This is a genomic window from Bradyrhizobium sp. JR4.1 (assembly GCF_040548605.1).
Taxonomy (GTDB): domain Bacteria; phylum Pseudomonadota; class Alphaproteobacteria; order Rhizobiales; family Xanthobacteraceae; genus Bradyrhizobium; species Bradyrhizobium canariense.
Window position 1 is genome coordinate 73,384 of sequence record NZ_JBEPRY010000027.1, and the last position, 14,042, is coordinate 87,425.

A 14,042-nucleotide genomic window follows, 5' to 3' on the forward strand; every position below is an offset into this window, starting at 1 on the left:
GGAGCGGCTCCAGTACGAAGATGGAACTCGACCGATGCCGCCCAGCGAGGCCCCTCTCGCTGCGGCGCTGAAAGTAAGAGCAATCTGTGAACTAGCTCATTTAAGGTTGAAGAAGATCGTGCCCTAACAGGAAAGCGAGTTCGAGGATTGCACCAGGAGGCGGGCAATGGCGATCAGTACCGAGACGACCTCGTTCACCAAAGACATCCAGGGCCGCTACCTCTGCAACAACCTAGCGGAGGTTGATGCGTGGAAATCCGCAGGCGGGCGTCCGTTCGATTTCATCATTGTGGGAGGCGGTACGTTCGGCTCGGCTATCGCCGAGCATCTGTGGTTTCGTCAGAAGCAGAGTGGCGGCGGATTACGGACATTGGTCGTAGACGCCGGGCTGTTCACCGTTCCTGAGCACGTCCAGAACACGGGGATCCAGGGGTTTGGCGATCCGACCAATCCGTTCTTTCTGAACGAAAACCTGCCGCAGCCGGAGCCGCCACGCAACGAGGTTTGGGGCATTCCTTGGAAGTCGACCATTCCCTTCAAGGGACTGGCGTATACGCTCGGAGGCCGATCACTCTATTGGGGCGGTTGGTCGCCTCGTCTGCTGGACGAGGAGATGTCGGGTTGGCCGGCAAATACCATAGCCGATCTGAACGGCCGCTATTTCGATGAGAGTTCGCGGCAGATCGGTGTCGACGAGGCGAATGACTTCATTTTCGGCGAACTGCAAAACGCGCTTCGTCGCCAGCTCTTCGACAATTTGTCCAGCGTGCCCGGGGCGATTACGCTCGACGCGCTCCCACCCTCGCCGCTGCTGATGCCCGGCGCCGACCCCGCACAGTTGCTCGGTCTGTCGTCGAGCGGCGGGCTTTCGCAAAACGACCTGCTGAACCTGCTGAAGCTGGAAGCGCCGCTTGCTGTGCAGGCGCGCCCGCCACATGCGGGGTTCTTTCCCCTGAACAAGTTCAGCGTCGTTCCGCTGCTGATGAAGGCTGCTCGGACCGCGGCGAGCGACTCCAACGGCAGCGATGCCGTCAAGGAATTCATGGTGCTGCCCGACACGCATGTGCTCACGCTGCGCAGCGTTCCTACCTCAGCAGGGACTTGGCGCATCTCGGGCATCGACACCAGCCGAGGTCCGATAGATTTGGCACCGGGTGGTGTGGTCGTCATGGCGCTCGGCACGATCGAGAACGCGCGGCTGGTTCTCGCATCGTTCGATGCCACCGGACTTCCGACCCTGCCGCTCATCGGCAAGAACCTGATCGCGCACCTTCGCTCGAACCTCGTCATCCGCGTGCCGCGGTCGGCGATTTCCGGGCTTTCCGCGGTGGTGAACGAGCTGCAGACCGCGGCCCTGTTCGTGAAGGGGCGGGCCACGCGCCCGAATGGTGATCTGATCGGCCACTTCCACCTTCAGATCTCCGCGAGCGGCGGCGCCAACACCATCGGCGCCGAGGACGAGCTCTACCGCAAGGTGCCCGACGTCGACTTCTTCGATCAGCTGAAGACCTCGACCGATACGCATGTCGCAATTGCGATCAGAGGGCTCGGAGAGATGGAGCCCGCCGATCCGGCCAATCCTGCGGCTCATCCAAGCCGCGTTGATCTGAGCTCGCGGACCGACGAGTACGGTGTTCGTCGCGCATCGGTTGCGCTGACGCCGACGCAGCGCGATCGGGATCTCTGGGCCGCCATGGATGCGGCGATGCAGAAAGTCGCCGCCGCCTTCGCCAACGGTCAGCCCATGCAGGTGCTCCAGAGCAACCAGGACGGGCTCGGGACGACCCATCATGAAGCCGGAACTCTTTGGATGGGCACCGACCCGACCGCGAGCGTCACCGACGGCAACGGACGCTTCCATCACACCGAAAACCTGTATGCGGCCGGCCCGGCGCTATTCCCGAGCATCGGTTCGCCCAACCCGATGCTGACCGGGATAGCGCTATCGCGCCGCACCGGCGACCGGATCATGACGCCTCCAGCCTTCATGGCCGAGGCGGGTTTCGAGACGCTGTTCGATGGCACCTCTCTGGGGGACTGGACAATGTCGACGATCAGCAACCAGCCCGGTCGGGACGACCCTGGCTCGTTCCGGGTACGGCGCGGCGTTCTCGAGGCGCGAACGGGGACCGACCTGGGGCTGCTCTGGCTGAAGCGCCCGACCCCGCCTCGCTACGTTTTGCGGCTGCAATGGATGATAACGGCGCCGGACGACAATTCGGGCGTCTTCGTCGGCTTTCCGGACCCTCGAAACGAAGGCTACGACAACACTGCATATGTCGGCGTCAACTTTGGCTTCGAGATTCAGATCGACGAACTGGCCCGGCCTGACAATGCGCCCGTCCACAGGACGGGTGCGGTCTACTCCTTCAAGGGGCCGACCGATGGTCCGCTGACGGTCCATCCGGTCGGAGAATGGAACAGCTATGAGATCACCGTCGATGGTGCCGACATCACCGTCGCGCTGAACGGGCAGACGGTGAACATTTTCCATTTCGCGGGCGACCCGCAGTCGCCGCGCCGCGGGCTGCCGTCTACTGCGCAGGACCCGCGCTTCATCGGCCTGCAGACGCATACGGGTGGCGTGCTCTTTCGCAGCATTCAGTGGAAGTCGTTGGAGGGTCTTGTGGCATGAACCTGATGCCACTCGGATCGTTGGGCGCCGTGGAAACCAACGGCACGGTGACGTTCGGACTCTGGATGCCTTGGTTGTCGGCGGCCGACGGCAACGTCGTCACGGTGAAGATCATCCATGAGGCGGACCAGTTCCTGCAAGAGATGCCGGCCCGGGAGTTTGCACTCGCGCACAGCGTTCGTGCTCCGTATGGCGACTTCTGGTCGGTCACGGTCCCCCTCGCCGGGACGCCGCCCGCAGTGCCGGGCTCGGCCTGGGGCAGTCCGGGTCGCTATGTCTACCGCTACACCATCACCAACCCGAACGTCGGAACGCTCGACTGGATAATGGATCCCTTTGCGCGCGAGTTCGGTGTCGGCAAGCAATCCGCCTTCACCCTGGGCTATCAGCCCTACCTCTGGAGCGCCGGCGAGACGCAATGGCGAACACCGGCGCTGGCAGACCTGATCCTCTATGAGGTGAACATCGCGGAGTTCGGCAACAATTTCGACCGCGCCCGCGGGTTCGTGGCCTACCTCGCCGACCTCGGGATCAACGCCATCGAGATCATGCCGCTGTCTAACGTCGGCAACTCGGTCGATTGGGGCTATCTCCCAATCGGCTATTTTGGTGTCGATGAGCGCTTCGGCAAGCGATCGGATTTCCAGCAGCTGGTCGACATATGCCACGAACACGGGATCGCGGTGATCGTGGACGTCGTCTATGGTCATACGGGCGTGGATTTTCCTTACTACGACGCCTACACGCGGCTGCAGTACCGCGACAATCCATTCATGGGGCCGTTTGCCAAGGACTATTTTAGCAATTTCGGCAAGAGCACGGATTTCAATCGAGAAATCACGCGCGACTACTTCTATACGGCCAGTAACCATTGGCTCGAGGTCTACCACGTCGATGGCTTCCGCTACGACTGTGTCCCGAACTACTGGGACGGGCCGATGGGCGTGGGTTATGCGAGCCTGGTCTATGAAACGCACCAGCTGACCAAGGCGAACATCGCGGCGGGTCGCCCGTACTGGAGCCGCTTCGACGCAGGCGCCGGCAAGCCGCTGTCGCTCGTGCAGATGGCCGAACAGCTCGAAGCTCCGGAGGACGTCCTGCGCTCGACGTATTCCAACTGCACGTGGCAGAACGGCACCTATGGCGCGGCACGCGCCGTAGCGCAGGGGGACCGCGGCCGGCTCGCCGACCTGGGTCTGCAGCTTGGTCTCTTCGGCTACCCCGACCGGGAGACCGTCAATAGCGACGACGTCCCCAAGAGCGCGCTTCAGTACATCGAGAACCACGATCACGAACGGTTCCTCTGCAATTTCGGCACCTCCAATCCCGACGAAGCCGGCAATCCGCTGTTCGCCGAGGGTGACCGGGCGCGCTGGTACATGCTGCAGCCCTATTTGATCGGTCTGCTGCTGAGCAAGGGGATTCCGATGCTCTGGCAAGGCGAGGAATTCGCCGAAAACTATTTTCTGCCCGATTTCGGAATGGGCCGCGTCTCGCTCCTGCGGCCGATGCGCTGGGATTTTTTCTACGACGGGTCCGGCCGGCCGATTGTGAGCCTGGTCCGCAAGCTGCTGCGGATCCGGCGGCAGCGCGACCACATTCGTCAGGGCACGTACTTCTTCTTCAATGACTGGGACCGGTATCAGCAGTTCGGAGTGCTTCTGTTCGCCCGCTACGACGGCGGTCGCTACACCTTGATCGCCGTGAATTTTGGAGACACTGACCGGACCGTCCCGTTCTGGTTTCCAATGGCCGGAGACTACGTCGAAGAGCTGCATGGCGGCGCTCTCGACCTGAGGAACGTGCTTTCGCTTCGGCAAGTGGGGCTGAATGTCCCATCGCATTATGGACGGATCTGGACGCTGACGTAGGCATGGGACCACCCGCGCTCGGCGCATGGCAAATCGACGTCCCATCAATGCGGTCTCAGCGACACTGATCTGAGACCGTACGAGACAACGTACAGAGTCTCTGAAAGAACGACGTCGGCACGCCTGCCGCGCCCGTGCTGACCAATCTCCGCAAAAAATCTAACATGCGTGACTCCCAAGCCAGAAGAACCGGGCTAGGATGGGCTTTCCCTTGATGGGGGCACCTCATGTTCGACACGGCAACCACCGCGCTAGTGCGCGCGGTCCCCGACCAAGTATGTGAAGGTGTCTCGCACCGCGGCATCGGAGCACGTACCCACGTCGCAACGAACATTCTGGAAGCAGCTACCAGAGGCGAGGTCTCACTGGAGGGGCTTAGGCGGGTCGGCCGCGATGCCTCGTCCCGTGCACCCACGATGTGGCGCTGATCGATCCGGAGGGGGCGTGAACTTTCAGGTGACGGTCCTCAAGATCCTGGTGAGCTATCCGGATGGCTTCGCCGTCATGGAGGATCTCAAACGGGTGGACGCGAATGGGCGGAGCGGACCGAGCCAATGCAGGTTGATGGCGCTGCACGTGGGTGCCGCCGACTAAGGACCCTTGACCAACCCCGCGCGCGCCGCAGCGCGGCTCCCAATCGCTCCTTCTCCTTATCCGAGCGGGCTTTTTCGGCCTGCGATCTCTTCTCGAGAGCCTCGAGCTCTGCCTGGATGTCAGCTACCCGCTTCGCGTGCTCTTGCTCGGCCTTGTCCAATGCAGCCTGCGCCTTGTCGACCGCCTGCTGACGGCGTTCACGCTCGGCCATTCGATATCGAAGGTATTGCTGGTCAGCGCCGCCGGGTCAAAATGGCCTTCTCCGGCGAATGCGCTACGCGCTTCCCTCCTCGCTGTCGGATCTCCCCCAGCGCCAGGAGTGGACCAATCGAAGCACTCGGGCCGAGTTTCCGCAAACTCGCGCCGCGCGACCTGCTCCGGAGCATCCGCGGCATCAATTTCGCCCTTCGGAATGGACCAGGCGCCGTTATCCTTTGTGCGCCAGAACGGACCGCGTCGCAGCTTTACCTTCTTGTTCACGGGCCCAGTAGAACGAAACACGAACGACGAGTCAAGTCGGGTATAAGCTCTTCGCGGGCCTTTTCTCCTCCCGGCTACCGTGTATCTTTCGCTTCGTTCATTCCACGGTTTTGTATGCCCTTTACCATCGCCGAGTCCTTCACCAAGCTGCGCTCAAATCTCGAAATCACCTTCCCGCAAGGTGAGACCGTGTCCACGCGGCAGCAAACCGTTCGCCGTGTGCTGGCGAGCAACTTCACGATCGTGGACGACTTCCTCACCGGCTCCTACGCACGGTGGACCATGATCTCTCCGCTCAGTGAAGCGGACATTGACATCTTTATTTGCCTGGACCCGTCCTACTACAACGCCTTCAACGGCGCGAACGGCGGCCCCGCTGGGTTGCTCGGCCGCGTAAGGGTGGCTCTACGGCAAACTTATACTTCCACGCCCGACATCAGCCGCAACGGCCAAGCGGTCACCATCCGCTTCTCCGACTTCGTGGTGGACGTGGTGGTGGGGTTCAACCGCCAGGGCGGCGGCTACATCATCGCGAACGCCGTGAACAACTTCTGGCTTTCGACGGACCCTAAGCAGCACGTCCTCCTCATGAGCGCGGCGAACAAGTACCACAACGGCAACCTGGTGCCGCTCATCAAGATGATTAAGAGCTGGAACAAGAGCCACGGTTCTTTTTTCCGGTCCTTCCATCTCGAAGTGCTGGCGCTGAATATTTTTACGAACGTCACCATCACGGACTTTCAGTCGGGCCTTCGCTTTTTCTTTGAAAAGGCTCGCACGGCAGTCCGCAACCCGACCCTCGACCCGGCGAACTACGGCGACAACGTCGGCCGTTACATCACCTCGGCGACAATGGAGCAGGGCGTGCAGAAGTTGCAGGGAGCCTTCAACAGCGCCGTTCACGCCGAGAACTACGGAAAGCGCGGCGACCACAAGGCCGCCATCGCGATTTGGAAACATCTCATGCCTTACCATTTCCCCGCCTATGGCTGACAAACCCGTTCCCGCAATCCCCGCCGGTCGCGACCTGGTTATTGCCACCACCGGGGAGGCGCCGCCGTCGAAGGCCCGCGGCCAGATCATCACAGAGGCGAAGCGCTTGGAGGAGACGGCCCTCTACTCCTTCAAGGGCCATCACTGCGCGGCGGCACGCTGGGCGACGGGACACCTGTGGCTGGGTCTGCCCACGGCCATCCTCTCCACCATTGTCGGCGCGGCCACCTTCTCGCAATATGCAAAGCAGTACCCCGAAGTCGCCTTCGTCGCGGGCTGCATCTCGATCACCGTAGCGGTACTTGCTGGTGTTACCACCTTCCTCAATCCCAACAAGAAGGAGGCCGTACATCTCGCCGCAGGTCACGGGTTCAGCCGTATCAACCAGGAGGCACGCTTGTTCTGGTCGGTCGAATGCTGGCTGGAGGAATCGGAGACGGTCTTATCCGCGAAGCTCCGCGAGATGATCGACCACAAGGACGACCTCAACTCGAAGAGCCCGCAAATTCCCGACTGGGCATATCAGAAGGCGAAGAAGGGCATCGAGAGCGGCGAGGCCGAGTTCAAGGTGGACCAACAACCTGCCGCACCCGCCATCGCCGACAAGCCGGGGCCGCAGCCTCACGCCTGAGTTCAGTCGAACCTCATGTGCTTGGGCCAAGGGACCAGCTCGACGGCTCATCCTTCTTAGGTCGCCGCAGCGAGGGTGGCGCGCTCATCCCGCTCTTTCTGACACTCTTCAAAGAATAGTTCGAGCTGCTTGAACTGCAGCTCCTGACTGTATCCCTGCTTTCCCCGAGAGCAGTGTGACGGTCAGTACCGACTATCTGGCCGCCAATGAACCTGTGGTGAAAGAGCAACTGCAGAAGGCGGGAGTAAGACTGGACATTGACAAGGTGCCGTGCTGGTCAACCAACCAGTACGATGGAGTGCAGCTACTATTGCGCCAACCGCCGCAAAGAAGAAGTCTACGACCGGCAGCGTGAAAAGACCGAATATAACCGCGCCCATGCCGGGAATGGCTCTCGGCGCAGCTCCACACCCGCGCAGCATGCCCTCCAAGCCTACGTAGACAAAAGCTGCCACACCAAACATCGGGAATAGAAGCCACTTGCGCGTCGTTAGCTCTGGACGATGAATCAGGAGGCCCGACGTCCTCGCAAGTGTTGCAAAAAACCAAACGATAACGAACGGCAGCGGCACAATTAACCTGTCCTGTATGGAAATCGGTAGCAGCAATGACCCCAGCCAAATAGCTACTCCTACAGCCCCCACCACAACGAACTTGTAAACCGAGCCCGTAATCAGGTTCATGGGATACATGACGGCGATATCGTAAAAACAATGGGCGCGTCATTTTTCCGTCCGCTGATACGCGAACGCTTTTCCTAACTTCGAGCATGGGACCGAGAAGTATCTTGCCGCTGAGCCACACGGTCACGACAAACGAAATAAATTCTTGCCAACTGGAGGGATGAAGTGAGCACCCGCCCTTGGCGTTAAAGCTTATAGCGGCGATTAGTAGCGTCCAAAGGGACGCCCAATGATCTTGCTAAGAAAATATCTTATCGAACATCCGCGACGGCTTCCCCCCTCCCTCGGGATAGGCAAGAACCTCTGATGTGGGTCCTTGCCAATCAGAGTAAAGAAAATGATCGAAGAAACAAATATTCCTATAAACACTAGCAATGAAGCACCGAATGAATTCGCGTGACAAAAGGTTGTTAAAGATCCATCTTACTACCAGTATGCCGTGAGGCGAAGATAAATCAACGAGAAGAAACGACAATGCCACTCTTTGTCGCCGTCGCCGCGCTCATCGTGGGCGTTGCGAACATGGGCTTCCAGCAAGGGCAAGCCAACCCGGATGCGCAGAGCTTCTTCAGCTCCAACTCGCACATTGTCGAGGACGGCAGTTTCCATTAACTAACGCGACCGCCGACTAACGAGGGTCCCAGCTTGGGACCTTTATAGGCCCGAATTCCTCAAATTACCGGCGGATCCATGTCCAAGGTTTCAAAGCTCAGGGAATTGACCACTAGGCCTCCGACACCCGAGCACCAGGAAGAGTTCGACAGGCAAACAGCTGATGACGCAGACAGTCGCAGTTTTTGCCTGCTGCTTTCGGCGATGCTGGAGAACAACCTCGACAGAGCGATTGATCATTGGATTGCCGATGACTCAGAAGATCTGCGTAAAAGCCTTTACGAACAGGATGGCCTGCTGGCTACGTTCGCACGCAAGATTTCATTTGCCATTGTGACTTGCATAGTAGGGCCGGTCTCCCGCGAGAACCTTCGGCTGATCCGCCATGTCCGCAACGCGTTTGCCCACGCTAAAAGCCCAATCACTTTCGCCACGCCTGAGGTCGCGACGATTTGCGAAGACCTAGTCCGCATCAACATTTTCGATCCACCAGAAGAACCTGACCAAGACCCAAACTTGCTCCCGCGAAAACGTTTCGAGGTCGTATGCAACGAAACAATGATACGGCTAAGCAGCTACACCGGCTTCAAGGTGTTGTTCTGGGATGATGACGGGATTGAACGGCCGATCATCGGGGGAGCGTTGCCCTAGTGACCGATCAGGGCCAAACCATACCTCAGGGCCACGCCACCGATGATAGTACCTAGAGTAACGAGCCCACCCCACAAAACGGGTCTACGACCTACGGCCTTGTTGGCGAAGCTTAGCTGGATGAAGCCGCCCCACCATTTGCCGTAGTGCTCTCTGAATTCACCGGATCTCTTGGCGATCTCCACCAAGTCCGAGTACTTCGCATCTTGGTCAGACACCGCCGACCTCCTGAGTTCTCGCCGAACGCCTTCACTCACTTCAAATGCCGCAAAGCCGCGGGAATACCCGTCACCCCCCAGGTTATCCCCGAATATAGCATTGAGGCGGGTTTGTTCCCGATTTGTTCTCCGGTGGACTAAACCACTGTTTTGCCCGACGGCGCAAGCGACAATTTCGGTAAACACGAAGCTTACTACTGTAGGAACGAGCGGCCCCCGATAGCGATTACAGTTGCGATCGGGATGCTCGCTCGGGCCAGAATGCCGATGACCATGAGGACAAAGCCAAGCCGCGGTCCGAACGCCTTTGCGACGCATTCCGATTTCTCCAAAATCGATGCCAGACCGAATTTTGGCCAATTGAAAGCGAGCCCAGAACCGGGCAGTTTATGAGACCCCACTGTTTAGACCTCCATGACCAGGCGAACGAAGCCCGTCGCGGGAAACGCGTTTCCCACGTCAGAACGAGCGATGAAACTGCCTACAATTAGAACGAAAGCGCCGAATGGACCGTTCCTTAGCGCCACTTCCGAATCAGCGTGAGCACATGACGATCGTTCGACACTCGCAACCCAAGGCTCAGAACTAGCCGACGAACGGTTGAGTACACGAATCCCATCGTGCGCCGTCGAACGGTCACGTCACGGTCTAGTTTCTCTCAGTTTTGCAATGATTTAGTTGTCGCTGAGGGAAAGTATAACATCGAATGTAAGACTCGCGGCCGACAAACGACAAGGGGCGGAACTTACGTTCCGCCCACTCATGCAACTCTATGATTGGACGTCATTTTGTGCCGACGTATCGAGCGCTTGCAGCGAATTCGCCCAATTGGCAAGCGAAGATTTGCAACCGCCTACTGGGCCGAGCAGATAGAGAATCTGCTTACGTTACCCGAAGGGCTTCTCTTCAGTTCTTTCGTCGCTCTCGCCTGTTCGTCTGATAGCGCAGCACATACTGTTTCAGGTAATACACCGTCAGCATCGCTTCTCCGGCCGGTCGCACATTCCAAACCTGCGCCCACCGGCTTTTCCGGGCGAAGCCGTTCAACGTACCCTTCTTGATATCCAACAAGCGGCAGGCTTCATCACCTGATACGTATGCGACGCCGTTGACCCGAATTTCGTCTGCGTGCGGCATGGACACGGTGGTGCAATCAGGCTTGCGTTCAAATTCTCGAATGGCGCTGGTGAAGGTTGCACGCATGATTTCCTCGCTTTGGCCGTCAGCCAAGCGGACAGGAGGTCGCCCCCATACAGGAGCAGCATCAATGCCAGGTCACCGACGAAGACCTGCAGTGGATGTACGAGCGGCAAATCCAGTTGTCGCATTGTGTGAGCAACGAGGTAGCGAGGGATGGTGAAACCTGAGTTGAGCGCTAGTCCCATTCTTGCAGCAGCTCGCGCCTCAGCGCAGCTTCGCCGTGTCTCGTCATTAGCTCTCGGGAAGAAGAGTACGGTGGCATTGGGATGACACCGGTCCGTCGGCCCTACCGACCGAGGCGCTTACCGATTTTTTCCGCGAACTACCTGCGCGACGTCGGTCGAAGCTGATGGACGGCGACTTAGGGCGTAGGCACGACCGTCTAGCATTCTCGCCGAATCGTAGGTAGCGTCATCGCGACACAACCGGCGAGGGTGCCAAGGGGTCGAATGTCTTCTCTGGCCTGGATCGATTTCGACGAAGTGGAGCGGCAACGCGCTCTCCGCATTATGGCTCTTCTTGACGAGCGAGAGGGACGAGACGAACTGGGGCTTGGGAGCATACGCGACTCGATCGCCGACCATCTCTTTCCGGGGACCAGCACGATACAGACGCGCCTCCGCTACATGCTTTTCGTCCCTTGGATCATGCGTACGCTTGAGCACCGTGATCTTGCCGCAGCTCAGCTTCGGAGCGAGGCGCGCGCACTCGAAGTTCGGCTCGCGGACGCGCTTAAAGCGGGCGGCGAGCAGTATGGCATCATCGGCAGAGACGCTGGCGCTCGCCTTCAGCGGCTCCCGAGTTCAGTTTATTGGTCTGGCCTCGGTGCATGGCGCATTCGAACCTTCCCGGGTTCCGTCGATAGCTTGTTCGCGTCTCTGCCAGCTCTTACAAGAAGACGCCATCCGGTCGATCTCGATGGACTCGCAGAGGGCGGCAATGTTGATCCGGTCTGGGCGCGTACGCTGCCTGCGGCACCCGCTGATTTGTTACAGAAAACCACGTTCCGACTCACTACCGAGGAAGCGCAATTCATTGTCGATCGCCTCCTGAACGCCCAAGCAGGATCATTGATCAGCTTTCTCGCCCGCGAAGCGGTGGAAGTCGACTGCGATTATATTTGGGCTCACCCGCGCCTGGCCGAGTTTCCGCATTTCGCTCGCCGCTTGGTTCATCATGGCGAAATCTTTTCGCAGATCATGCACGGGGCTGCCTTGCTCTACAACATGACCCTGAGCGAGCTACGCGGGCGAGACGATTGGACGAAAGAGTATGGCCGACGAATAGCCGCTTGGAGTGAGGAAATCCAACCCACGCTTGCACGCGGCTGGTCGCTGGACGAATTCTGGGACGTGATCAAGCATCCCGGTCATAGCATCAGGCCGGCCGCGAAGCGTTTCGTCACGGAGTGGCTCGAGCTCGTGGCGGGGAGCGCGCCCCAGATAGCCGCTCTCCCCTCGGCGCGCAGGCTCGTGGAAATGCGAGAACGACAACTCAAGACCACCCAGTCGAGATACCTCAATCGTTCCGTGAGGGACCGTTGGACCGGAGCCTCAGGCGTGAATCGCCTTACGTTCCGCTGGCATCAGGCGAGGTCGCATCTCAAGGATCTCATAGATGCCAGCTAAGACCAGCCTCGATCCCGATCATCGGACGCTGTACGGAGCAAGCCTACAGCCGCCCGAGGGATATGCGTTCGATGCAGCGGTCGCCACGACCTTCTCGCTCGATTTCGAAACTGCTCTGGCGGTCCCGGTGAGCCTTGCCCTCTTCGCGGCAGAAAGCCGCGAGGAAATCTTGGATCACCCTTTGGCTCTTCTAGAGGGCGCCGAGCGTATGGCGGGGCGGGTGTTGATCTTCGCAGATAACGGACACATCCAGATTCAGTCCCGCCCGCACTCGCGGCTTTGTTCACTGCTAGAGAAAATCATCGTCGAGGTTGCAGCCCCAAAGGGGGGAGCTTTTCATCCTAAAATGTGGGCTCTTCGCTTTAGGTCTATGAGCGACGATAAGCCGATTTGCGTGCGCTTGCTGGTGATGTCTAGAAATCTTACGCGGGATCGCTCCTGGGATGTAGCGCTGACGCTTGATGGGATTGTTGCTAAAAGACCTCAAGCCACCAATCGCCCCCTCGCGGACTTCATTCGGCGCCTTCCGCAGCTGACGGTCGCCGATCTGCCATCGGGCGCCACCGAACTGGCGTCCCGCTTGGCCGAGGACATTCGGCGGGCGAATTGGATTTTGCCAGAGCCCTTCGACAGGGTCTCGTTCGCCGTTAACGGCTTCGGCGGTACGCCGTGGCGACCCGAGCCTGGCGCCCGGCTGGGCATCATCTCTCCCTTTTGTGACGAGGACGCATTAGCCATGCTTGCCGAACGTGCCGGGACGCAAGCCCCTCTGCTGATCGGCCGTTCGGACGAACTCGGTCGCTTGTCGCGCGAACTGTTGAATAGGTTCAGCGTCGCGGTGCTGGATGAAGCCGCGGCGGCTGAGGATGGAGAAGAACTCGAGGCCGGCACCTTGCAAGGATTGCATGCGAAAATCTTCGTCATGGAACGGGGCTGGGATACCGAAATCACGGTTGGTTCGGGGAATGCGACCCGCCCCGCCTTAATCACAGGTCGCAACGTCGAGCTGTTTTCGACGCTGAACGGCAGGCGATCGCAGGTGGGCAGTATCGAGGAAATATTTGGCGATAAGGGGTTCGGCAGACTTACACGCCCGTTCGTGCCTGAAGAGTTGACGAATGAAGACGAGGCGAAAAGGGATGCGCAGGCAAGGCTTGACGAGGCCCGCCGCGAAATATGCACCGGCGGATTGAAATTAGTCTGCAGGCGATGCAGTTCGGAAGACGAAGCTGCAAACCTCTGGGAAGTCACCGTGCAGCCGATTCGGCCTATGCACCTGGCGGGGGTAGAGGAGCTTTACGTCTGGCCCATCACCCGGGGAGAAACTCACCAGAAGCATGCCCTTGAGAATTTGAGGCGTGGAGATCCCGTCGATCTTGGATCTATGCCCCTGATCGATCTCACTCGCTTTTTGGCTTGCCATATTGTCGACCGGGAAACGGGAGTGTCGTTGCTGTTTGCGACCGGGTTGGTTTTGGAAGGGCTGCCGATCGGACGAAATGCGGCCATCTTGCGCTCCATAATCCACAATAAGGATGCCTTCTTTCGCTACCTTCGCCTGCTTCTTGCCGAGCTCGGCGATCCCTTCGCGGCTGCCTTGGCTGCACAGAAGGACGAGAAGCACGGAGGCTGGCGCTCGAGCGGGGAAGACTCACCTCTGCTCGAGGAGATGGTGCGAGCTTTCTGCAGTAGAGACGGTCGCCTTGACGCGATCGAACGTTTGGTCGAACGGCTCGAAGAGGCCGAAACCGGTTCCGAGAGCCCAATACCTCCGGATTTCCACGCTCTTTGGCAAACCTTCCGGCTTGCTTTGCGAGCCAAGTCCCAAGCGCAGGTACAGGAATAG

At 59.3% G+C, this 14,042-nt stretch carries 10 protein-coding genes and 1 pseudogene; 9 read left to right on the forward strand and 2 right to left on the reverse strand.

The features are described from left to right. The first annotated feature begins 166 nt into the window (after positions 1-166). The 7 genes from ABIB90_RS34905 (at position 167) to ABIB90_RS34940 (ending at position 9,150) form a co-directional block, all read left to right on the forward strand. Complete coding sequence (locus tag ABIB90_RS34905; RefSeq protein ID WP_354202345.1) at positions 167-2,635, forward strand: 3-keto-alpha-glucoside-1,2-lyase-like domain-containing protein; 2,469 nt, start codon at positions 167-169, stop codon at positions 2,633-2,635. Between the two features lie 29 nt (positions 2,636-2,664). Next, positions 2,665-4,506 (forward strand): alpha-amylase family glycosyl hydrolase, encoded by a 1,842-nt coding sequence (locus ABIB90_RS34910; RefSeq protein WP_354202346.1) that lies wholly within the window; start codon positions 2,665-2,667, stop codon positions 4,504-4,506. Between the two features lie 444 nt (positions 4,507-4,950). After that, entirely contained in the window at positions 4,951-5,100 is a 150-nt protein-coding gene (locus tag ABIB90_RS34915; RefSeq protein ID WP_354202384.1) for a hypothetical protein, read from the forward strand. A gap of 594 nt (positions 5,101-5,694) precedes the next feature. Beyond that, entirely contained in the window at positions 5,695-6,573 is an 879-nt protein-coding gene (locus tag ABIB90_RS34925; RefSeq protein WP_354202348.1) for a CBASS oligonucleotide cyclase, read from the forward strand. Further along, positions 6,566-7,204, forward strand: coding sequence for an SLATT domain-containing protein (locus tag ABIB90_RS34930; protein ID WP_354202349.1), 639 nt, complete (start codon positions 6,566-6,568; stop codon positions 7,202-7,204). Before ABIB90_RS34925 ends, ABIB90_RS34930 begins: the two co-directional genes overlap by 8 nt. A gap of 1,157 nt (positions 7,205-8,361) precedes the next feature. Next, a complete protein-coding gene (locus ABIB90_RS34935) occupies positions 8,362-8,499 on the forward strand; it encodes a hypothetical protein (protein ID WP_354202350.1) in 138 nt (45 codons plus the stop codon). Between the two features lie 78 nt (positions 8,500-8,577). After that, the gene (locus ABIB90_RS34940) at positions 8,578-9,150 is read left to right on the forward strand and encodes a hypothetical protein (protein ID WP_354202351.1); all 573 of its coding nucleotides are present in this window, start codon (positions 8,578-8,580) and stop codon (positions 9,148-9,150) included. A gap of 988 nt (positions 9,151-10,138) precedes the next feature. Here the strand turns inward: ABIB90_RS34940 and ABIB90_RS34945 are convergent. Together ABIB90_RS34945 and ABIB90_RS34950 are read right to left on the reverse strand one after the other, a co-directional pair. Continuing rightward, a pseudogene (locus tag ABIB90_RS34945) lies at positions 10,139-10,249 on the reverse strand (hypothetical protein); the annotation flags it as partial. A gap of 25 nt (positions 10,250-10,274) precedes the next feature. Next, positions 10,275-10,571 carry a hypothetical protein gene (locus ABIB90_RS34950; RefSeq protein ID WP_354202352.1) on the reverse strand — a complete coding sequence of 99 codons (297 nt, stop codon included), beginning with the start codon at positions 10,569-10,571 and terminating at the stop codon, positions 10,275-10,277. A gap of 446 nt (positions 10,572-11,017) precedes the next feature. Between ABIB90_RS34950 and ABIB90_RS34955 the strand changes: the two genes are divergently transcribed. Both ABIB90_RS34955 and ABIB90_RS34960 read left to right on the forward strand, forming a co-directional pair. Beyond that, complete coding sequence (locus ABIB90_RS34955; RefSeq protein ID WP_354202353.1) at positions 11,018-12,196, forward strand: DUF6361 family protein; 1,179 nt, start codon at positions 11,018-11,020, stop codon at positions 12,194-12,196. Next, positions 12,186-14,042: a phospholipase D family protein gene (locus tag ABIB90_RS34960; RefSeq protein ID WP_354202354.1), complete on the forward strand. Its 1,857-nt coding sequence runs from the start codon at positions 12,186-12,188 to the stop codon at positions 14,040-14,042. Before ABIB90_RS34955 ends, ABIB90_RS34960 begins: the two co-directional genes overlap by 11 nt.